This window comes from Streptomyces sp. DSM 15324 (genome assembly GCF_001514285.1).
Taxonomy (GTDB): domain Bacteria; phylum Actinomycetota; class Actinomycetes; order Streptomycetales; family Streptomycetaceae; genus Streptomyces.
Genome location: NZ_KQ949035.1, coordinates 199,534 through 220,590, shown reverse-complemented (window position 1 = coordinate 220,590; position 21,057 = coordinate 199,534). Strand labels below are relative to the sequence as shown.

At 71.8% G+C, this 21,057-nt stretch carries 15 protein-coding genes; 7 read left to right on the top strand and 8 right to left on the bottom strand.

Features of this window, described 5'->3' with window-relative positions:
* Positions 1-2,514: a DEAD/DEAH box helicase gene (locus AQJ58_RS33690; RefSeq protein ID WP_067257026.1), complete on the bottom strand. Its 2,514-nt coding sequence runs from the start codon at positions 2,512-2,514 to the stop codon at positions 1-3.
* Between the two features lie 145 nt (positions 2,515-2,659).
* Here AQJ58_RS33690 and AQJ58_RS33685 point away from each other — a divergent pair, with 145 nt between their 5' ends.
* A complete protein-coding gene (locus tag AQJ58_RS33685; RefSeq protein ID WP_067257023.1) occupies positions 2,660-3,454 on the top strand; it encodes a metal-dependent hydrolase in 795 nt (264 codons plus the stop codon).
* Between the two features lie 26 nt (positions 3,455-3,480).
* Here the strand turns inward: AQJ58_RS33685 and AQJ58_RS33680 are convergent, their stop codons facing one another.
* The 4 genes from AQJ58_RS33680 to AQJ58_RS33665 all read right to left on the bottom strand — a co-directional run bounded on the left by AQJ58_RS33680 (position 3,481) and on the right by AQJ58_RS33665 (position 8,875).
* The gene (locus AQJ58_RS33680) at positions 3,481-3,735 is read right to left on the bottom strand and encodes a type B 50S ribosomal protein L31 (protein ID WP_067257022.1); all 255 of its coding nucleotides are present in this window, start codon (positions 3,733-3,735) and stop codon (positions 3,481-3,483) included.
* 54 nt (positions 3,736-3,789) lie between these two features.
* Positions 3,790-4,260, bottom strand: coding sequence for a DUF5709 domain-containing protein (locus tag AQJ58_RS33675; RefSeq protein WP_067257021.1), 471 nt, complete (start codon positions 4,258-4,260; stop codon positions 3,790-3,792).
* A 983-nt stretch (positions 4,261-5,243) separates the two neighbouring features.
* Positions 5,244-7,025, bottom strand: coding sequence for an ABC transporter ATP-binding protein (locus tag AQJ58_RS33670; protein ID WP_067257020.1), 1,782 nt, complete (start codon positions 7,023-7,025; stop codon positions 5,244-5,246).
* Positions 7,022-8,875, bottom strand: coding sequence for an ABC transporter transmembrane domain-containing protein (locus tag AQJ58_RS33665; RefSeq protein WP_067257019.1), 1,854 nt, complete (start codon positions 8,873-8,875; stop codon positions 7,022-7,024). Before AQJ58_RS33665 ends, AQJ58_RS33670 begins: the two co-directional genes overlap by 4 nt.
* Before the next feature lie 198 nt (positions 8,876-9,073).
* Here AQJ58_RS33665 and AQJ58_RS33660 point away from each other — a divergent pair, with 198 nt between their 5' ends.
* From AQJ58_RS33660 to AQJ58_RS33650, 3 genes are all read left to right on the top strand, one after another.
* The gene (locus AQJ58_RS33660) at positions 9,074-9,889 is read left to right on the top strand and encodes a L,D-transpeptidase family protein (RefSeq protein ID WP_067257017.1); all 816 of its coding nucleotides are present in this window, start codon (positions 9,074-9,076) and stop codon (positions 9,887-9,889) included.
* Between the two features lie 57 nt (positions 9,890-9,946).
* Positions 9,947-11,542, top strand: a complete 1,596-nt coding sequence (locus tag AQJ58_RS33655) for a peptide-N4-asparagine amidase (protein ID WP_234360372.1) — start codon at positions 9,947-9,949, stop codon at positions 11,540-11,542.
* A 218-nt stretch (positions 11,543-11,760) separates the two neighbouring features.
* The gene (locus tag AQJ58_RS33650; protein ID WP_067257014.1) at positions 11,761-13,113 is read left to right on the top strand and encodes a cation:dicarboxylate symporter family transporter; all 1,353 of its coding nucleotides are present in this window, start codon (positions 11,761-11,763) and stop codon (positions 13,111-13,113) included.
* Between the two features lie 178 nt (positions 13,114-13,291).
* On the opposite strand, the gene AQJ58_RS33645 is transcribed toward AQJ58_RS33650, so the two are convergent.
* Positions 13,292-13,744, bottom strand: a complete 453-nt coding sequence (locus AQJ58_RS33645; RefSeq protein ID WP_067257012.1) for a MarR family winged helix-turn-helix transcriptional regulator — start codon at positions 13,742-13,744, stop codon at positions 13,292-13,294.
* A 93-nt stretch (positions 13,745-13,837) separates the two neighbouring features.
* Between AQJ58_RS33645 and AQJ58_RS33640 the strand changes: the two genes are divergently transcribed.
* Both AQJ58_RS33640 and mltG read left to right on the top strand, forming a co-directional pair.
* On the top strand, positions 13,838-15,640 hold the full coding sequence (locus AQJ58_RS33640; protein WP_067257010.1) for an ABC transporter ATP-binding protein: 1,803 nt from the start codon (positions 13,838-13,840) through the stop codon (positions 15,638-15,640).
* A gap of 63 nt (positions 15,641-15,703) precedes the next feature.
* Complete coding sequence (mltG, locus tag AQJ58_RS33635) at positions 15,704-16,561, top strand: endolytic transglycosylase MltG (RefSeq protein WP_067257008.1); 858 nt, start codon at positions 15,704-15,706, stop codon at positions 16,559-16,561.
* A 12-nt stretch (positions 16,562-16,573) separates the two neighbouring features.
* Here mltG and AQJ58_RS33630 read toward each other — a convergent pair whose 3' ends face one another.
* Entirely contained in the window at positions 16,574-17,710 is a 1,137-nt protein-coding gene (locus tag AQJ58_RS33630; protein ID WP_079079403.1) for an NAD(P)-binding domain-containing protein, read from the bottom strand.
* Positions 17,711-17,814: 104 nt separating this feature from the next.
* On the opposite strand from AQJ58_RS33630, the gene AQJ58_RS33625 reads away from it, so the two are divergent.
* Positions 17,815-18,237, top strand: coding sequence for a secondary thiamine-phosphate synthase enzyme YjbQ (locus tag AQJ58_RS33625; RefSeq protein ID WP_067257007.1), 423 nt, complete (start codon positions 17,815-17,817; stop codon positions 18,235-18,237).
* Positions 18,238-18,316: 79 nt separating this feature from the next.
* Here AQJ58_RS33625 and AQJ58_RS33620 read toward each other — a convergent pair whose 3' ends face one another.
* Entirely contained in the window at positions 18,317-20,878 is a 2,562-nt protein-coding gene (locus AQJ58_RS33620; RefSeq protein ID WP_234360371.1) for a SpoIIE family protein phosphatase, read from the bottom strand.
* Positions 20,879-21,057: the final 179 nt, after the last annotated feature.

Below are 21,057 nucleotides of genomic sequence, written 5' to 3'. Positions count from 1 at the left end.
TCACAGTTGACCCACGTCCGTGACCCGGACGACCGCCCGGCCCTCCGCGTCGGAGGCCGTGAGGTCGATCTCCGCGCTGATGCCCCAGTCGTGGTCGTCGTTCGGGTCGTCGAAGATCTGGCGGACCCGCCACAGGGCGTTCTGCGGCTCCTCCTGGATCACCAGCAGCTTGGGACCGCGCGCGTCCGGGCCGGTGCCCAGGTCGTCGTACTCGTCCCAGTACTTGTCCATCGCCTCGCCCCACGCGTCGGCGTCCCAGCCCGACTCGGCGTCCATCTCGCCCAGTTCCTCGACGTGGTCGAGAGCCGCCAGCTCTACCCGCCGGAACAGGGCGTTGCGCACGAGCACCCGGAAGGCCCGCGCGTTCGCGGTGACCGGCTTGACCTCGTCGGCCTTCTCCTGGGCCTCCTCCGCGGTCATCTCCTCCGGGTTGGCGAGCTGCTCCCACTCGTCCAGCAGACTGGAGTCGACCTGGCGCACCATCTCGCCCAGCCACTCGATCAGATCCTGGAGGTCCTCCGACTTGAGATCGTCGGGGACGGTGTGGTCGAGGGCCTTGTAGGCACTCGCCAGGTAGCGCAGCACGATGCCCTCGGTGCGGGCCAGCTCGTAGTGGGAGACCAGCTCCGTGAAGGACTGGGCCCGCTCGTACATGTCACGGATGACGGACTTGGGCGACAGCGGGTGGTCGCCGACCCACGGGTGGCTCTTGCGGTACGTGTTGTACGCGTGGAACAGCAGTTCCTCGAGGGGCTTCGGGTACGTGATGTCCTGGAGCCGCTCCATGCGCTCCTCGTACTCGACACCGTCGGCCTTCATCAGGGCGACTGCCTCGCCACGCGCCTTGTTCTGCTGGGCGGCCAGGATCTGCCGGGGGTCGTCCAGGGTGGACTCCACGACGGAGACCATGTCCAGCGCGTACGACGGCGACTCGGGATCGAGCAGTTCGAACGCGGCCAGCGCGAACGTGGACAGCGGCTGGTTCAGCGCGAAGTCCTGCTGAAGATCCACGGTCAGGCGGACGATCCGGCCGGTGGCGTCCGGCTCGTCGAGCTTCTCGACGATGCCGCCGTCCAGCAGCGAACGGTAGATCGCGATCGCGCGGCGGATGTGCCGCAGCTGCTGGCGTCGCGGCTCGTGGTTGTCCTCCAGCAGATGACGCATCGCCGCGAAGGCGTTGCCCGGCCGGGCGATCACCGACAGCAGCATCGTGTGCGTCACCCGGAAACGGGACGTCAGCGGCTCCGGCTCCGACTCGATCAGCTTGTCGAACGTGTTCTCCGTCCAGCCGACGAAGCCCTCCGGCGCCTTCTTGCGGACCACCTTGCGACGCTTCTTCGGGTCGTCGCCCGCCTTGGCGAGCGCCTTCTCGTTCTCGATGACGTGCTCTGGGGCCTGTGCCACCACGAAGCCCGCCGTGTCGAAGCCGGCCCGTCCGGCCCGCCCGGCGATCTGGTGGAACTCACGCGCCCGCAGCGTCCGCACCCGATTGCCGTCGTACTTCGTGAGCGCCGTGAACAGCACGGTGCGGATCGGCACATTGACACCGACGCCGAGGGTGTCCGTCCCGCAGATGACCTTCAGCAGACCCGCCTGGGCGAGCTTCTCCACCAGGCGCCGGTACTTGGGCAGCATGCCGGCGTGGTGCACGCCGATGCCGTGCCGTACGTAACGGGAGAGGTTCTGACCGAACTTGGTGGTGAAGCGGAAGTTACCGATCAGGTCGGCGATCTGCTCCTTCTCCTCCTTCGAGCACATGTTGATGCTCATCAGCGCCTGCGCCCGCTCCACCGCCTGCGCCTGGGTGAAGTGCACGATGTAGACGGGGGCCTGCCGCGTGTCCAGCAGATCGGTGAGCGTCTCCGTCAGCGGGGTGTAGCGGTACTCGTACGACAGCGGTACCGGCCGGGTCGCCGAGCGGACCACGGCGGTGGGGCGGCCGGTGCGGCGCGTGAGGTCCTTCTCGAAGAAGGACACGTCACCGAGGGTCGCCGACATGAGGACGAACTGCGCCTGCGGCAGCTCCAGGATGGGGATCTGCCAGGCCCAGCCGCGGTCGCCCTCGGCGTAGAAGTGGAACTCGTCCATCACGACCTGGCCCACGTCCGCGTGCTTGCCGTCGCGCAGGGCGATCGAGGCGAGCACCTCCGCGGTGCAGCAGATCACGGGGGCGTCGGAGTTGACGGACGCGTCACCCGTCAGCATGCCCACGTTCTCCGTGCCGAAGATCTTGCACAGCTCGAAGAACTTCTCCGACACCAGCGCCTTGATCGGCGCGGTGTAGAAGGTGACCTCGTCCCGGGCCAGCGCCGCGAAGTGCGCGGCCGCGGCGATCATGCTCTTGCCGGAGCCGGTCGGCGTCGACACGATCACGTTCGCCCCGGAGACCACCTCGATCAGCGCCTCCTCCTGGTGGGGGTAGAGCGTCAGCCCCCGCTCCTGCGCCCAGGACTCGAAGGCGTCGTACAGGGCATCGGGATCTGCGGTCGGCGGCAACTGATCGATGAGGGTCACGACCCCATCTTGCCTGCCCGCGTGCCCGAGGGGGGAATCGGCTGCCGGCCCGAAGATCACGGCCGCTACGCTGTGTCGCCGACGGAGCGTCATCGCACCCGGTCAACTGGACAGCGGCACACGAGGAATAGGGCGGGCAACGGCCATGATGGGACCAGCACACTCACTGTCGGGCGCCGCCGCCTGGCTAGGCGTCGGCGCGGCCGCCGCCGCGGCGGGGCACACCATGCCCTGGCCGGTCCTTCTCTCCGGTGCGCTGATCTGCGCCGGTGCGGCGCTGGCACCGGACCTCGACCACAAGGCCGCCACCATCTCCCGCTCCTTCGGCCCGGTCTCCCGGTGGCTGTGCGAGATCGTCGACAAGCTCTCGTACGCCGTCTACAAGGCCACGAGGATGCAGGGCGACCCGCGCCGCTCCGGCGGGCACCGCACGCTCACCCACACCTGGCTCTGGGCGGTCATGATCGGCGCGGGCGCCTCGGCCCTGGCGATCGCCGGTGGCCGCTGGGCGGTGCTGGCGATCCTCTTCGTGCACATGGTGCTGGCGATCGAGGGCCTGCTGTGGCGGGCGGCCCGGGGCTCCAGCAGCGATGTGCTGGTGTGGCTGCTGGCCGCGACCAGCGCGTGGATCATCGCCGGGGTCCTGGACAAGCCGGGCAACGGCGCCGACTGGCTGTTCACGGACCCCGGCCAGGAGTACCTGTGGCTGGGCCTGCCGATCCTGCTGGGCGCCCTGGTGCACGACATCGGCGACGCGCTCACCGTGTCGGGCTGCCCGGTCCTGTGGCCCATCCCGATCGGGCGCAAGCGCTGGTACCCGTTGGGCCCGCCGAAGGCGATGCGGTTCCGCGCGGGCAGCTGGGTCGAGCTGAAGGTGCTGATGCCGGTCTTCATGCTGCTCGGCGGAGTCGGCGCCGCGGCCGCGCTCAACGTCATCTGACGCGCGCCCGGGGCGGGGGTGACGGCTCAGCCGGTTTTGCCCTCGCCGTAGCGGCGCTCGAAGCGGGCGACGCGGCCCTCCGTGTCCACCGTGCGGGCCTTGCCCGTGTAGAAGGGGTGGCTCTCCGAGGAGATCTCCACGTCCACCACGGGATACGTCTCGCCGTCGTCCCACTCGATGGTCTGGTCGCTGGAGGCGGTGGACCGGGTGAGGAACGCGTAGCCGGCGGCGCGGTCGCGGAAGACCACCTCGTGGTAGTCGGGCTGCTTGTCCTGCTGCATGGGTGCTCCTCGTCCTCGATCTCGTTCTCGTCCTCGTTCTCGTCGGGCGGCGGGTCAGCCGGACAGGCTGTCCTCGTCGACGATGTGCATGGCCGCCTCCTCCGCGGACGCGGCCGCGCCGTCGATGCCGATGTCGCTGGCGACCATGGCGCTCTCCTCGTCCTCGTGGGCGCCTTCGTCCGGTGCGACCAGCCGGCCCGAGCGGGCCGCGCCGACCTCGTTGTCGAGGAGTTCCCCGTCGGTGCCGTCGCAGTCGCCGAGGCCGTCCCCGTCGGGCACGGGGAGATCGGGCACCTCCTCGGCGAGCCGCTGGTCGAGGGTCTCGCCCTGCCGGCGCTCGGCGGCCGTCACCCCGTCGTGCTCCACGGCCCAGGGCCGCTCGGGCGGGGACCAGCCGCGGTCGAGGGGGTCGGAGACACCGTCGTCCACGAGTGTGTCCTCTGCGTCGAGCAGTCCGGAGTCCTCCTGGATGTCGGAGGCGTCGGGCTGGTAGACGTCGTCCCCCCATCCGTCGACGCTGTTCACGGGTACCTCCAGGGGGTGACCGGCCCGTTCTCACCGCGATCGGCGGTGGGGTACCGCCGTACGGGGCACCGGCCTGTGCCCGGCGTGCGCCGGACGGATCCGGGCCGACTCCGGCGCGGGTGCCGGTATCCAGCGTTCCATCCCGCTTCGGCACCGCGCAACGCCAGAGCGGCGTGGAAACGGCGCCGGCACTGCCGCGTCCGGAACGCCGGGCGCCATCCCCGCCAGGAGCGCAGGGCCCCCGGCGCCGGGGCCCGCTCAGGGCGCCAGGCCTCGGGCCGCGACACGGCCGCCGGGTGCCGACACCACCCCGCCGCGCAGGCCTCCCGGGCCCGGCGGCCGGGGACCAGCCTCTTGGCCTTCGCCTTCCCGGGTACGGCGGCCAGGCCCCAGCCTCCCGGCCCGCGCCTTCCCGGGTACGGCGGCCGGGGATCCGGCCTCCCGGCCTTGCCTTCCCGGGCCTGGGCGGCCAGGGCGCCGGCGTCCCGGCCCGCGCCTCCGGGGATCCGGCCTTCCGGCCTTGCCTTCCCGGGCCTGGGCGGCCAGGGCGCCGGCGTCCCGGCCCGCGCCTCCGGGGATCCGGCCTTCCGGCCTTGCCTTCCCGGGCCTGGGCGGCCAGGGCGCCGGCGTCCCGGCCCGCGCCTTCCCGGGCCCCGGTGGCCGGGGATCCGGCGTCCCGGCCTTGCCTTCCCGGGCCTCGGCGGCCAGGGCGCCGGCCTCCCGGCCTGCGCCTTCCCGGCCCCGGCGGCTACGGCCCCGGCCTCCCGGCCCGCTCACCGGGCCCCGGTGATCGGGGATCCGGCGTCCCGGCCCGCGCCTTCCCGGGCCCCGGTGGCCGGGGATCCGGCGTCCCGGCCCCCGCCTCACCGGGCCTCGGCCTCCGAGGCCCCCAGCCGCCAGGGACCCGAGCTCCCGGCACCCGGCCTCGAAGGCCGGCACCCGGCCTCGAAGGCCCGGGACCCCTCGCCCCCGCACGGTCCGTCTCAGCCGTGCCAGGAGCGCCACAGTGCCGCGTAGGCCCCGTCCGCGGCGACGAGGTCCGTGTGGCTGCCCAGCTCGCTGATCCGGCCGTGCTCGACGACGGCGATCAGGTCCGCGTCGTGGGCGGTGTGCAGGCGGTGGGCGATGGCGACGACGGTGCGGCCGTCCAGGACGCGGGCGAGGGACCGCTCCAGATGGCGGGCGGCACGTGGATCCAGCAGCGAGGTCGCCTCGTCCAGGACCAGGGTGTGGGGATCGGCCAGCACCAGCCGGGCCAGGGCGATCTGCTGGGCCTGGGCCGGGGTGAGGGCGACGCCGCCCGAGCCGACCTCGGTGTCCAGCCCCCGGTCCAGGGCCCGCGCCCAGCCCTCCGCGTCTACCGAGCCCAGCGCCGCCCACAGCTCGTCGTCCCCGGCTGCGGTCCTGGCCAGTCGCAGGTTGTCGCGGAGGGAGCCGACGAAGACATGGTGCTCCTGGTTCACGAGTGCCACGTGGGAGCGGACGCGTTCGGCGGTCATCCGGGACAGCTCGGCGCCGCCGAGGGTGATCCGGCCGTCGCGCGGCGCGTAGATGCCGGCGAGGAGCCGGCCCAGCGTGGACTTGCCCGCGCCCGACGGTCCGACGAGGGCCAGCCGGGTGCCGGGGGACACCTCCAGGGAGACCTTGCGCAGCACGTCGACGCCCTCGCGGTAGCCGAAGTGGACGCCTTCGGCGACCACGTCCCGCCCGTCCGGCGCCAGCCCGCTCTCACCGGCGTCCGGCTCGATGTCCCGCACCCCGACGAGGCGGGCCAGCGACACCTGCGCGATCTGCAGCTCGTCGTACCAGCGCAGGATGAGGTTGACCGGGTCGACGAGCATCTGCGCCAGCAGCGCGCCGGTCGTCAGCTGGCCGACCCCGATCCAGCCGTGCAGGACGAACACCCCGCCGAGCATGAGGACCGAGCCCAGTACGGTGACGTGCACCAGGTTGATGACCGGGAACAGCACCGAGCGCAGCCACATCGTGTAGCGCTCCCACGCGGTCCACTGCCGGATCCGCAGCTTCGACAGTTCGATCCGGCGGTCGCCGAGGCGGTGGGCCTCGACGGTGCGGCCGGCGTCCACGGTCTCGGCGAGGGCGGCGGCCACGGCGGCGTATCCGGCGGCCTCCGAGCGGTAGCCGGAGGGCGCCCGCTTGAAGTACCAGCGGCAGCCCGCCACCAGCAGCGGCACCGCGAACAGCACGGCCGGTGCGAGGGGCGGTGCCATGACGACGAGTCCGCCGAGCAGCAGGGCCGCCCACAGCACGCCGATGGTCAGTTGGGGCACGGCCTCGCGCATGGCGTTGCCGAGCCGGTCGATGTCCGTGGTGATGCGGGACAGCAGATCGCCGGTACCGGCCCGCTCCAGGACGCCCGGGGGCAGCCGGACCGATCGTACGAGGAAGTCCTCGCGCAGATCCGCCAGCATCCGCTCGCCGAGCATGGCGCCGCGCAGCCGCACCTGGCGGACGAACGCGGCCTGGACGACCAGGGCGGACACGAACAGCCCGGCGACGATGCCCAGGTGGAGTTCCTCGGTCCCGGCGGAGAGCCGTTCCACCACGTCGCCGAGGAGCCAGGGGCCCACCATCGAGGCGACGGTGGCGACGGTGTTGACGAGCAGCAGGAGCAGGAAGGCGCGGCGGTGCCGGCGCAGGAGTTCGGCCACGTAGGCGCGGAGGGTCGCCGGGGCGCCGACGGGCAGCGTGTTCGCCGTCGTCGGTGCCGCCGGGTCGAACGCGGGTGGCGGCACGCCGATCATGCGGTCTCCTCGATCTCTTCCAGTTCGTCCAGTTCGTCCAGTTCGTTCAGTTCGGCCGGCCCGGTCTCGGTGAGCGTGGTCCCGTCCCGCCCCGCCGGCGGGGCGCCGGCGGCCGTCTCCTCGTCGGTCTCGCGGGTGACCACGGCCCGGTACCGCGGTTCGCCGTGCAGCAGCGCGCGGTGCTCACCGACAGCGACGACCTCGCCCTCGTGCACCAGGGCGACCCGGTCGGCCCGGTCGAGCAGCAGCGGGGAGGAGGTGAACACCACGGTCGTGCGACCGGTCCGCAACTCCCGTACGCCCTCGGCGATCCGGGCCTCGGTGTGCGAGTCGACGGCCGAGGTGGGCTCGTCCAGGACGAGTACCTCCGGGTCGGTGAGCAGCGACCGGGCCAGGGCGAGCCGCTGCCGTTGGCCGCCGGAGAGTGAGCGGCCGCGTTCGGTGATCCGGGCGTCCATCGGGTCGTCGGCGTCGAGGGAGCCCTGCACCAGGGCCTCCAGGACGTCCTCGCACTGGGCGGCGGCCAGCGCGGCAGGCGCCGCCACGTCGCCGGAGGCGGGCACGTCGAGCAGTTCGCGCAGTGAACCGGACAGCAGCACCGGGTCCTTGTCCTGGACGAGGACGGCCGTGCGTGCGGCCTCCAGCGGGAGTTCGTCCAGCGGGACACCGCCGAGCAGGACAGAGGGACCGTCCTCCGGAGGGTGGCCGCCGAGTCGTTCGGCGAGCCGTCCGGCCGCGTCCGGGTCGCCGCACACCACCGCGGTGAGCCGTCCGGCCGGCGCGAGCAGTCCGGTGGCCGGGTCGTACAGGTCGCCCGAGGGCACGTCGCCGGCGCGCGATCCGCCGATGTCCGTGGCACGCTCCAGCGACAGCACGCGGGCGGCTCGGCGGGCCGAGGGACGCGAGAAGGAGTACGCCATCGCGATCTCCTCGAAGTGCCGGAGGGGATACGTCAGGACCATGACGGAGCTGTAGACCGCGACCAGTTCTCCGACGGAGATACGGCCCTCGTGCACGAGACGGACGCCGTAGCAGACGACCGCGATCACCAGCAGGCCCGGCAGCAGCACCTGGATGGCGGTGATCAGGGACCACATGCGGGCGCTGCGCACGGCCGCGTGCCGGACCTCCTGGGAAGCGCGGCGGTAGCGGTCGAGGAAGAGGTCCTCTCCGCCGATGCCGCGCAGCACCCGCAGTCCGGCCACGGTGTCCGAGGCCAGTTCGGTGGCGCGTCCCGCCTTCTCACGCTGGTCGTCGGCCCGGCGTGTCGCGCGCGGCAGCAGCGGCAGCACCGCGAGCGCGAGGACGGGCAGGCCGACGGCGACGACGATGCCGAGGGTCGGCTGGTAGACGACCAGGCCGACACAGACCAGCACGACGGTCAGGGCCGCGGCGGTGAAGCGGGAGACGGCCTCGACGAACCAGCCGATCTTCTCGACGTCACCGGTGGACACGGCCACCACCTCGCCGGCCGCGACCCGCCGGGTCAGCGCGGATCCCAGCTGGGCGGCCTGGCGGGCGAGGAGTTGCTGGACGCGGGCCGCGGCGGTGATCCAGTTGGTGACGGCGGTGCGGTGGAGGAAGGTGTCGCCGACCGCGGTGGCCGCCCCGAACAGGGCCATCAGCCCACCGGCCAGGGCGAGTCGGCTGCCGGAGCGGTCGACCACGGCCTCGATGGCGTACCCGACGCAGAACGGCTGCGCCGAGACGGCGACGAAGTGCAGCAGTCCCCAGGCCAGGGACTTGAGCTGGCCGCCCAGTTGGTTGCGGCCGAGCCACCACAGGAAGCGGGGTCCCGAGCGCGCGTCCGGCACACCCGGGTCGGGATACGGAAGGTCTTGGATCTGCATGACGTCCCAGTGGCTCGTGTCAGGAGAGGGGGGAAGGGCCCGCGAGGAGCGGCAACAAACCGTGAAAGGTTCGCGTCGGGGTGTGGTCGGAATCAACTGGTTTTCCGATGCGGGTGCGGGGTTCCGGCTGCTCGCCGACACGGCCCCGGTGTCCGGAATCTGACGCATATGCCGGGAAAGTGATGCAAGCATGGGCGGATGCGACATGGCGGTGTGCGGTCCGGGGCGGCCGTGGTGGTGGCCGGAACCCTCCTTCTCGCGGCTCTGTCCGCGTGCGGCGGCGCGGACGTGGGACGAAGCGGCGGCAACGGGGCTGCGGGTCCCGGGGGCAGTGCCGCCCCGGCGGGCGGCGCGTCGGCGAGCGCCGCCCCGGCGGCTGGCGGTCCGTCGGGTGGTGCCGGTTCGGGTGGATCGGCGTCCAGTGCGCCCGCCTTGACGCGGATCCCGGACATCGGCGACCGGCTGCACCAGCGGATTCCGGCCACTTCGAGCCAGGTTCTGGCGGTGTACGGCGACGGAGCGGACTCCGCTGAGTCGATCGCCGTGCTCTACGGCAGACGGGGCGCGTTCTGGGAGCGCGTGGCCGGCTGGCCCGCGCACAACGGCAAGAAGGGCTGGACCCCCGACCATCGTCTGGGCGACCACCGCAGTCCTGTCGGGGTCTTCACGCTCACCGCCGCGGGCGGGGTCCTGGCCGATCCCGGGACCAGGCTGCCGTACACGCACTCGGAGGACTACGCGGCGCCGCGCTGGTGGGACGAGTCGCACTGGCACGACTTCGACTACGTCATCGCCATCGACTACAACCGGGTCCCGGGCACCCCGCCCGACGACGGGGAGCAGCCGCTGGGGGAGGAGAAGGGCGGCGGGATCTGGCTGCACCTGGACCACGGCGACGGCACGTCCGGCTGCGTCAGCCTCTCCAAGGAGGCGATGGAGTACCTGCTGCTCGCGCTCGACCCGGAGCGGGATCCCGTCGTCGTGATGGGGGACAGGGCCGCGCTGAAGGCGTAGGACCGGTGGGGGAGGCGTCATTGCGGGCGCGGCCCGACTCCCCGTAGAACACCGGCCATGAAGAGACCGTTAATCATGTCCATGCTCACCGGGGTGACCCTCCTGGTGGGCACCCTCCTCGGGGCGGCCCCGGCCCGATCGGCCGACGTGCCCGCCGAGTTCGGCACCGACTGGCACGACCCGGTGACCGCGGCGCCCCCGGTCGACCGGCCTGCGGGCAGGTCCTGCCGCATCACCCTCGCCGAGGCGCAGTTCCGGGACTTCACCCCGTACCGGGGCGTCTACACCCCGCCGGACGGCTGCGGCGACCGCTGGAGCAAGGTGGTGCTGCGCCTCGACGGCAAGGTCGGGGGGCGGCAGTTCGACCGGCTCGGCCATGTGCGGGTCGGCGGGGTCGAGATCTTCCGTACGTCGACGCCGGAGCCCTCGCCCGACGGCATCGCGTGGTCCGTGGAGAAGGACGTCACCCGGTACAGCGACACTTTCCGCCGGAGCCAGGACGTCGAGATGCTCATCGGCAACGTCGTCGACGACACCTACACGGGCGTGCTCGACGTCAAGGTCACGTTGACCTTCTACGCCGGGAAGGAACCGGCCGCGATCCCCGACGGCGTCCTCACGCTGACCGACGGCGCGACCCTCACCGCCCCCCGCAACAGCGAACGCGTCGTCGCCGAGGTGTACGCGACCGGCTCGGGCGGCGGCTGCGAGGAGTACTGGTACCTGACGGTGCCCGCGCAGACGCCGTACTCCTGTCGGGCGGACGACGGCCCGTACCGCGAGGTGCAGGTGAGGGTCGACGGACGACTGGCCGGAATCGCCACCCCGTTCCCGAACGTGTGGACCGGCGGCTGGTCCAACCCCTTCCTGTGGTACGTGATCCCGGGCCCCCGTGCCTTCGACGTCAAGCCGATCGAATACGACCTGACCCCCTTCGCCGGAATCCTCAACGACGGACGCCCGCACCGCGTCGAGGTGTCGGTCGTCGGCGTGCCCGCGGGGCAGAGCGGCTGGAGCACACCGGTCAACGTGCTGGTCTGGCGGGACCACGGCAAGGCGGTCGTGCCCGGGAAACTGGTCACCGCCGATGCCGGCGAGCCGACCGGTTCCAGCGTCTACACGCCCGGCACGGAACACCGCCTCGACACCGAGGGAGGCCACCGGCTGACCGTCGCCGGGTACCTCGACACCTCGCACGGCCGGGTGCGGACCACCGTCACCCGCTTGCTGGACCACACCTCCGCGCACCGCTGGACCGACGGCGAGACCGTGGACGGCCTCGACGCGGTCTGGAAGGACGACGAGAAGGTCACGGTCGCCGGCCACGGACGGGCCGTCACCACCCGGACCCGGCGCGCCTACACGATGGACGGTACGACCACGCTCGGCGCGGACGACCGGCTGCGGACCGTGCTGACGCTCGGCGACCGGGCGGACGCGGTGACGATCCGCAACGGCCGCCGCACGGCCTGGTCGCGGCTCGACGACGCCTACACCGGTGACGCCACCTACACCGTCGGAGTGCCCCGGGACCAGCGGCACGCGGTCGGTACGACGGGGGAGCACTACCGGCTCCGCGGCTCGGGCGGCTGCCACGACCGCCGACTCACCACGGTCCAGGGGGTGTTGACGGAGGACCGCGACGGCTGCTGAGCGCGAAAGGCGTGCGATGCGTCACGGGTGACGGGATTTACACAGCCGAAACGCGGCGGTCTTGTGCGCGATCAACGGCACGTTCACAGTGATCGCAACGGAAGCCGCTTTCCGCATCGCAGAAGTTCCTCTCAGGGTCTTCTGCGATGCCGTCGTCCTCCACAAGTCCCCACGGATCCCCACAGGTCCCCACAAGTCGTCCCCCACAAGGAGTGCCCGTGCCGCCGTCCGTCCCGTCCCTGCCACGACGTGTCGCACGCCTGTTGCGTACCTCGCTCTTCGCGCAGGTCGCCTGCGCGCTCGTGCTCGGCATCGTCGTCGGAAAGCTGTGGCCCGGTGTGGCCACGGACCTCCAGCCGCTCGGCGACGGTTTCACCCGGCTCATCAAGACGATCATCTCCCCGCTGGTCTTCTGCGTGGTGGTCGTCGGCATAGCCAAGGCCGGTGATCTCAAGGCGTTCGGCCGGATCGGGCTCAAGGCCCTGATCTGGTTCGAGGTCGCCAGCACGCTCGCCCTGATCATCGGACTGCTCGCCGCCAACGTCGTCCAGCCCGGCTCGGGGATGCACGTCGACCCGTCGACCCTGGACACCTCGGCGGTCGACGCCAAGACCGGTGGCGGCTCGCTGCCCACGACGACCGAGTTCGTCGTGAACGCGCTGCCCACCAGTTTCATCGGCGCCTTCGCCGAGAACTCCCTCCTCCAGGTGCTCATCCTGGCGTGCCTGGTGGGCGCCGCACTGCTTCACCTCGGGCACACCAAGGTGCCGCAGGTACTGCCCGCGGTCGAGCAGGCCCAGGAGATCATCTTCGCGATCGTCGGCTTCGTGATGCGGCTGGCGCCGATCGCGGTGTTCGGCGCGATGGCCGTGCTGATCGGCAACTACGGACTGGGTGTCATCGAGACCTACGCCAAGCTGATCGTCCTCTGTTACGCGGCGGCCGCGTTCTTCGTCGCGCTGCTGGCCGTGGCCCTGCGCCTGGTGACCGGGCTCAGTCTCTGGAAGTTCCTGCGCTACATCCGTGAGGAGATGCTGCTCGCTCTCGGCACCGCCTCCACCGAGGCCGTCATGCCGCGCGTGATGCAGAAGCTGCGCAGGGCGGGCGCCCGCGACGACGCGGTGGGCCTCGTGCTGCCGACCGGCTACTCCTTCAACCTCGACGGCGCCTCGCTGTACCTGTCCATCGGCACGCTGTTCATCGCCCAGGCCGTGGACGTCGATCTCAGCCTCGGGCAGCAGATCACCGTGATCCTGGTGCTGATGCTGACGAGCAAGGGCATGGCGGGCATCCCCGGTTCGGCCTTCCTCGCCCTGTCCGCCACGGCGTCCTCGCTCGGCGCCATTCCGGCGGGCGCCGTGGCCCTGCTGCTGGGGGTCGACCGGATCATGGACTCGATGCGGGTGGTCACCAACCTCCTCGGCAACTGCGTCGCGGTCTTCGCGGTGTCCCGCTGGGAGGGGGCGCTGGACCTGGGGCGGGCGAAGCAGGTGCTCGACGGGGAGAGCGGGGATGAGGAGGAGGACGCGGAGGTCGCGGTGCCGGAAAAGGCGGCGCCGGTCGCCCAGTAGGGCGGGTGCCGCTGCTGCGTCGGCGGCTGCGAGTGCGCACGGGGTGATCGCGCGGTTCCCCGCGCCCCTTTTGAGGCGGGACCACTGGTCCGGCCTTGCAGGGGTGCGGGGAACCGCGCGATCGGCCACGCGCGATCGGCCACGAACCACCCGCAGCCGCCCGTGAACCGTTGCCGCTCTACCGGTGGCGCCCCTCCGGCACCCCGTCCACGAGCGTGTCCAGCAAGTCACCCAGTACTTCCCGCTGCCCGCCCGACAGCGGGGCGAGGATCTCCTCGGCCGCCGACCGCCGGGCGGCCCGCAGGTTGCGCAGTGCTTCCCGGCCGTCGTCGGTGAGTTCGATGCGGATCACCCGGCGGTTCGTGGGGTCCGGCACCCGCCGTACCTTCCCGCCCCCCTCCAGGCCGTCGACCAGCGTCGTCACCGCGCGCGGGACCACCTCCAGGCGCTCGGCGAGATCGGCCATCCGCGGCGGCGAGCCGTAGCACGCCAGGGTGCGCAGCAGCCGGGACTGGGCCGGGGTCACGCCGATGCCGCACTGCTCGATGTGCCGCTTCTGGATGCGGTGCACGCGGCGCGTGAACCTCAGCAGTTGCTCGGCGAGCACGCTGTCGGAATCGGGGGTGGTCATACGGGAACAATATCAGGATGCCGTTCATTGTGAGTACAGGTAACAATGATCTATGGTCAGCTCGATCCGCCCGCTCACCTCCCGTAGGAGCCCATGCATCCCGACACACCGGCATCCTGGATCCCGTCCGTCGACAGCGAGGGCCAGCCCCGGCAGGTCCGCCGTATCGTCGGCCTCTTCCGTCCCTACCGCGGCCGGCTCGCCGTCGTCGGCGTCCTCGTCGGCGCCTCGTCGCTGGTCTCGGTCGCCACGCCCTTCCTGCTGAAGGAGACCCTCGACGTCGCCATCCCCGAGGGCCGCACCGGACTGCTGAGCCTGCTCGCCCTGGGCATGATCCTCAGCGCCGTGCTCAGCAGCGTCTTCGGCGTCCTGCAGACCCTCATCTCCACCACCGTCGGCCAGCGCGTCATGCACGACCTGCGCACCGCGGTCTTCGGCCGGCTCCAGCGCATGTCCCTGGCGTTCTTCACGCGCACGCGTACCGGCGAGGTGCAGTCCCGCATCGCCAACGACATCGGCGGCATGCAGGCCACCGTCACCTCCACGGCCACCTCCCTGGTCTCCAACTTCACCAGCGTGGTCGCCACGATCATCGCGATGATCGCCCTCGACTGGCGGCTGACCGTCGTCTCCCTGCTCCTGCTGCCGGTCTTCGTCTGGATCAGCCGCCGCGTGGGCAACGAACGCAAGAAGATCACCACCCAGCGCCAGAAACAGATGGCCGCCATGGCCGCCACGGTCACGGAGTCGCTCTCCGTCAGCGGCATCCTGCTCGGCCGCACCATGGGCCGCGCCGACTCGCTCACCCGCTCCTTCGCCGACGAGTCCGAGCGGCTGGTCGACCTGGAAGTGAAGTCGAACATGGCCGGCCGCTGGCGCATGGCCGTGATCTCCATCGTCATGGCCGCCATGCCGGCGGTCATCTACTGGACGGCCGGCCTGGCCCTCCAGCTCGGCGGGCCGGACGTCTCCCTCGGCACGATCGTCGCCTTCGTCTCCCTCCAGCAGGGCCTGTTCCGCCCCGCCGTCAGCCTGCTCGCCACCGGCGTGCAGATCCAGACCTCCCTGGCGCTCTTCCAGCGCATCTTCGAGTACCTCGACCTCCCCATCGACATCACCGAGCGCACCGACCCGGTCCACCTGGACCAGATCAAGGGCGAGGTCCGCTTCGAGAAGGTCGTGTTCGCCTACGACGACAAGGGCAGTCCCGTCCTCGACGGCATCGACGTCACCGTCCCCGCGGGCGGAAGCCTCGCCGTGGTCGGCCCGACCGGCGCCGGCAAGTCCACCCTGGGGCACCTGGTGCCGCGCCTCTACGACGTGACCGGCGGCCGGGTCACCCTCGACGGGGTCGACGTCCGCGACCTCGACTTCGACACCCTCGCCCGCGCGGTCGGCGTCGTCTCTCAGGAGACGTACCTCTTCCACGCGACGGTCGCCGACAACCTGCGCTTCGCCAAACCGGACGCCACCGACGAGGAGCTGTACGCCGCCGCGCGCGCGGCGCAGATCCACGACCACATCGCCGCCCTGCCCGACGGGTACGACACGGTCGTCGGCGAACGCGGCCACCGCTTCTCCGGCGGTGAGAAGCAGCGCCTGGCGATAGCCCGCACCATCCTGCGCGATCCGCCGGTGCTGATCCTCGACGAGGCGACGAGCGCCCTGGACACCCGCACCGAGCACGCGGTCCAGGAGGCCCTCGACGCGCTCTCCGCGGACCGCACCACCCTCACCATCGCCCACCGGCTGTCCACTGTCCGTGACGCCGACCAGATCGTGGTCCTCGAGGCGGGCCGGCTGGTCGAACGGGGGACGCACGAGGAACTGCTGGAGCGGGACGGGCGGTACGCGGCCCTGGTGCGGCGGGACGCCAGCCTGGAGCCGACAAGCTGACAACGGCCAAGCCCATGACCGGTTATACCGGATTTGTGACGATATGAGCGTTACCGTGCCCGCATGCAGATGAACACTCCGCCACGGAGCACGATTCGACTGACGCGCCGGGGCCGGCTCGCCCTTATCGCGGCCGGAGCCGTCGTGGCCGGTACCGCCGTGGCGGTGCCGCTGCTGAGCACCGGGCACAAGGTGGTGCCGGAGGCACCGAAGAAGCCGACGGCCCTGGTCATCCCCGAGGGCTGGCGCGCGAGCCAGGTCTACGAGGCCGTCGACAAGGCCCTCGCCCTGCCCGCCGGCACGACCAGGAAGGCCCTGCCCCAGGCCGGCCTGAAGCTGCCGGACGACGCCGACGGCAACCCGGAGGGCTATCTCTTCCCGGCGACGTATCCGCTCGACGCGAAGACGACGCCGCAGGCGCTGCTGGCCTACATGGTCGACACGGCGAACAAGCGGTTCAACGGGGCACCGGTCACCGCGGGCGCCCAGCGGGGCGCGATGAACGTCTACCAGGCCGTCACCATCGCCAGCCTGGTCCAGGCGGAGGCCGCCACCAAGGCCGACATGGGGAAGGTGGCCCGGGTGGTCTTCAACCGGCTGGCGCGCGGCATGCCGTTGCAGATGGACTCCACCATCAACTACGCCCTGAACCGGTCCACGGTGCGGACCACGGAGAGCGACACCCGGATCGAGAGCCCCTACAACTCCTACCAGCGCATGGGGCTGCCGCCGACACCGATCGACAATCCCGGAGAGGAGGCCATGCACGCCGCCCTCAGCCCCACCCCCGGCGACTGGCTGTACTTCGTCACGGTCAAGCCCGGCGACACCCGCTTCACCGCGAACTACCAGGAGCACCTGCGCAATGTGGCCGAGTTCAACCGTAACCGGCAGAGCGCGTCGGCCAAGGCGGCGGGCTGACGCGAGGGAACCTCAGGCGGCGGCCGCCTCCGGCTCGGTCCCGGGTTCGGGTTCCGGCGCCGGTTCCGGCTCGGCTTCGGGCCGGGGCTTCCCGGTCCCCTCGGACAGCAGCCGTCCGATGTCCCGTACGGCGGCCCGGCCGGCCCGGTTGGCGCCGATGGTGCTCGCCGAAGGCCCGTAGCCGACCAGATGGATCCGCGGATCGGCGGCCACACGCGTGCCCTCCAGCCGGATCCCGCCGCCCGGACCGCGCAGCCGCAGCGGTGCGAGATGGTCGATGGCGGGCCGGAAGCCCGTCGCCCAGAGGATGACGTCGGCGTCCACACGGCGTCCGTCGTCCCACTCCACACCCTCCGGGGTGATCCGGTCGAACATCGGGAGCCGGTCCAGGACCCCGTCCGCCAGCCCCTGCCGGATCGCGTCGTTCAACGGCAGCCCCGTCACCGACACCACGCTCCTCGGCGGCAGCCCCTGCCGCACCCGCTCCTCCACGAGCGCGACCGCCGTACGGCCGGCCTCCTCGTCGAAGGGCCCTTCGCGGAACACCGGAGGCCGCCGTGTCACCCAGGCCGTGGCGGCGGCGTACGGGGCGATCTCCAGCAGGTGCTGGGTGCCGGAGGCGCCCCCGCCCACCACGACCACCCGCTGCCCGGCGAACGCCTCGGGCCCCGGATAGCCGGCCGTGTGCACCTGCCGGCCCCGGAAGGTCTCCTGGCCCGGGTAGCGCGGCCAGAACGGCCGGTCCCAGGTGCCGGTCGCGTTGATCAGCGCCCGTGTCGACCAGGCGCCGCCCGAGGTCTCCACGAGCAGCCGCCCACCGAACCCCTCGCGCACGGCCCGTACGTCCACCGGACGCCGTACCCGCAGGTCGAAGGTCCGCTCGTAGGCGGCGAAGTACCCGGAGATCACCTCGGACGACGCCCGCGCCGGATCGGCCCCCGTCAGTTCCATGCCCGGCAGCGCGTGCATCCCGTGCACCTTGCCGTACGTCAGTGAGGGCCAGCGGAACTGCCAGGCGCCGCCCGGACCGGGCGCGTGGTCCAGCACCACGAAGTCGCGCTCCGGCTCGGACCCGGTGCGCCGCAGGTGATACGCCGCGGCCAGCCCCGCCTGGCCCGCTCCGATCACCACGACGTCGACCTCACGGATGCCCACCCCGGGTATCCCGACCTCAGGTACGTTGTTCACGCCTCAACTAACAATGTGGGTCGGGCGGATCTTCCCCGGACCCGTCCGTGGGCCAGGATGGTGGCATGTCAGACGCGTTCACCACCCGAGTACTGCACATCGCCTCCGGCACCCGGGAGCGGGTCGTCGATCTCACCCAGGACTGCGAGGCCTTTCTGCGGGAGGCCGCCGGAGAGCGGGACGGCCTGCTGAACATCTTCGTCCCGCACGCCACCGCCGGCATCGCCGTGATCGAGACGGGCGCCGGGAGCGACGACGACCTCCTCGCCGCCCTGCACACCCTCCTGCCCGCCGACGACCGCTGGCAGCACCGCCACGGCAGCCCCGGCCACGGCCGCGACCACGTCCTGCCGGCGTTCGTGCCGCCCCACGCGACCCTGCCCGTGGTGGCCGGGCGGCTGGAACTGGGCACCTGGCAGTCGGTGTGCCTCGTGGACACGAACAGGGACAATCCTCGTCGGCAGGTGCGGTTGTCGTTCCTTGCGTGACGAGGGCACCGACGGACCACCCCTTGTCCGCATGGTGCACGACATGGCAGGTGACAGCGGCGTCGGAGAGCGGGCTGCCTCACGGCGTCGGGCCGGAGCCGGCGTGTGCGCACGTCGGCTTTGTCCGCGTCCGCGGTGGCGGGGCGCACTCGGTGAGCAGGAGGGCGATGTCGTCCACCCTGTCGGCGGACCGGCAGGCACTCCGCAGCAGTGCGTCGGCCAGATCCTCCAGGCCGCCTCCGCCCATGCGGGCCAGCGATGCGCGGAGCCGGTCGACGTCGGAACCGATGTCCGAGTCACGCCTCTCGATCAGTCCGTCCGTGTACAGGGCCAGGACCGACCCGGGTACGAGGCGCAGCTCCGTTTCCGGAAAGTGTGCCGCTGCGTCGATGCCGAGCAGAGGGCCGCCTGGCACATCCAGGATTTCGGCCTGTCCGTCGGGCAGGCGCAGCAAGGGCGGGAGGTGCCCGGCACGGACGATGCGCACGACCCCCGAGCGAGGGTGGAGGCGGGCGTAGCAGCAGCTTGCGAGGAGCGCTGGGTCGAGGTCCATGTGGAGCCGGTTGGTGTTGGCGACGACGTCGCTCGGCCGGTGGCCGGCGGTGGCGAAGGCCCGTACCGCGCTGCGCAGCTGGCCCATGGCGGCCGCGGCCGCGACGTTGTGGCCCTCGACGTCCCCGACGATCAGCGCGACCTCGTCGCCGGTGGGGATGACGTCGTACCAGTCGCCGCCGATGTCCATCCCTCTGGTGCCCGGAAGATAGCGTCCAGTGACACCAAGGCCCGGCAGTGTGGGCAGCCGGTGCGGCAGCAGCGCGTTCTGCAGGCCGCGGGCGAGGGCGAACTCGGCGTCGTAGAGCCTGGCACGTTCCAGGGCCTGGGCGATGAGGCCGCCCAGTGCGGTGAGGACTCCGCGCTCCTCGTCGGGAAATCGGTGGACGTCGTCGAAGCCGAGCAGGCAGACGCCGACCGGGCGGTTCGAGGCGATCAAGGGCAGGAACGCCCAGGAGTTGGACGGACTGACCATGATCCCGGGGTAGGTCTCGAGAAGCTCCTCACGGGACTCGACGAACAACGGGGCCCCGGAGGTCAGCGCGTCCGTCACGGGCAGCCGGGCATGCAGCGGAGTGCCTTCGAACCGGGCGAGAAAGTGCTTCGAGTAGCCGCGCTGATCGAGCAGGCGCAGGCGTCGCTCCTCCACCACGGTGATCGCCAGCTTCTGGCCGCCGAAAGCGGGCAGCAGCTGCTCGGCGACGGCCTCGAACACTTCGTGCGCGGTGACCGCCTCGGTGAGCGCGCTGCCCAGCGTGAGCACCCGGTAGAGGGAACCCACGCGCGGGGCTGCGGGCGGAGGCGACCAGGAGGCGGGCGGCCCCCCTTCCGTGAGGATTGCCCCGGGGCCGGTCTCGGCCGGGACGGGCTGTCGCACCGGTGCGGCCCACCCCGTCATGCCCTGAGCGCCTGGGTGGAGGGAAAAGACCAGCCATTTGTCCGATGGGTGGCGAACCAGGAAGGAGACCGGTTGCTGGGAGACCAGGGCGGCCCGGTAGCGGTCCTCGTACACGGGATCGGCCAGCCAGGGCAGGACGTCCCAGGGGCGTCGGCCGAGCAGTTCGTCCAAGCGGACCCGCAGCAGAGTCTCCAGGCTGTGGTTGGCGTAGGCGAGGCGTCCGTCGGGCGAGAGCGTGAAGAAGCCGTCCGCGAGCCGCTCGATCGCCGCCACGGCGGCCATGCGGCTCCCGGAGTCGAGTACGGCGCCGATCAGATGGGCCGAGGCCTCCAGGCCGTCAGGGCTCTCGGGCATCCGGCCCCACAGCTCGACGGTGTGGTGGCCTCCGCGGCCGTCCCGGATGCGCAGGCAGTGTGCCAGTACGTGGCGTTCCTGGACCGCGGCACGGGCGGCGGACCGGAAGCCGGGCAGATCCGCGGGCTCGATCATGGCCGCCAGGGTGGCTGCCCGTCCGTCGAACTCGCGGGGCGGCATTCCGAAGATCGCGCACAGCTCGTCGTCGGCCGTGAGGGCTCCGGTGTCGAGGTTCCAGTCGAACAGGCCCACCCTGATCACCGGAGCGGACGGCAGCGGGACCACTACCGGGGGTGTCCGCTCGTCGTACTCGCCGAACGCGCCGCGGGCCCGCAGTCCGTCGAGGGCGGTGCCCAGCCGGTCGGCGGCGGAGCGCAGCCGCCGACGCTGCGCCCTCGACAGCCCTGTCCCGTCCGGCCTGGCCGTCCACACCACGGCCAGGGTGCCGAAGGTCCGCTCGCCCGCCCGTACGGGGACCGACGCAGAGCCGAACGGGTAGGGCAGGGCGACCGAGAGCTGGGGGAAGCGCCGCATCGTCTCCTCCGCGCCGGCCAGGTGGACCATGCGCCCGCGCCGGTACGCCTCCGCCACCGGCAGACGGCTGTTCACCGGGATCCGACGCCACCCGCTGAGCAGGGAGGGCGGCGTCCCGCACGACGCGGCCACTACGAGCGAGCGGTGGTCGCCGGAGAGCAGAAACACGCTTCCGGTATGCGCTCCGGTCAGCTCCACGGCACCGACGACGGCACTGACCAGCGCGTCGTCGCGCTCGGGCGCTTCGCCGACACTTGCGGCGCCGAACGGGTGCAAGTCCGACGCCACACCGTTGGTCGACACGTTGCCCTCGATCGTCGATGGATTATTTGTTCCATTTTAGGATGGTTTATGTATCCCCGTGGGCAGGCGCCGGGCCGGGAAGGGGGAGTCAAGCCCCGGGTGACCAACGGCGTGGGAGCACCACCGCGGACGGTGTACCGAACGCCCGCGGCGGCCGGGTCCCGGTGTCAGCCGTTCGC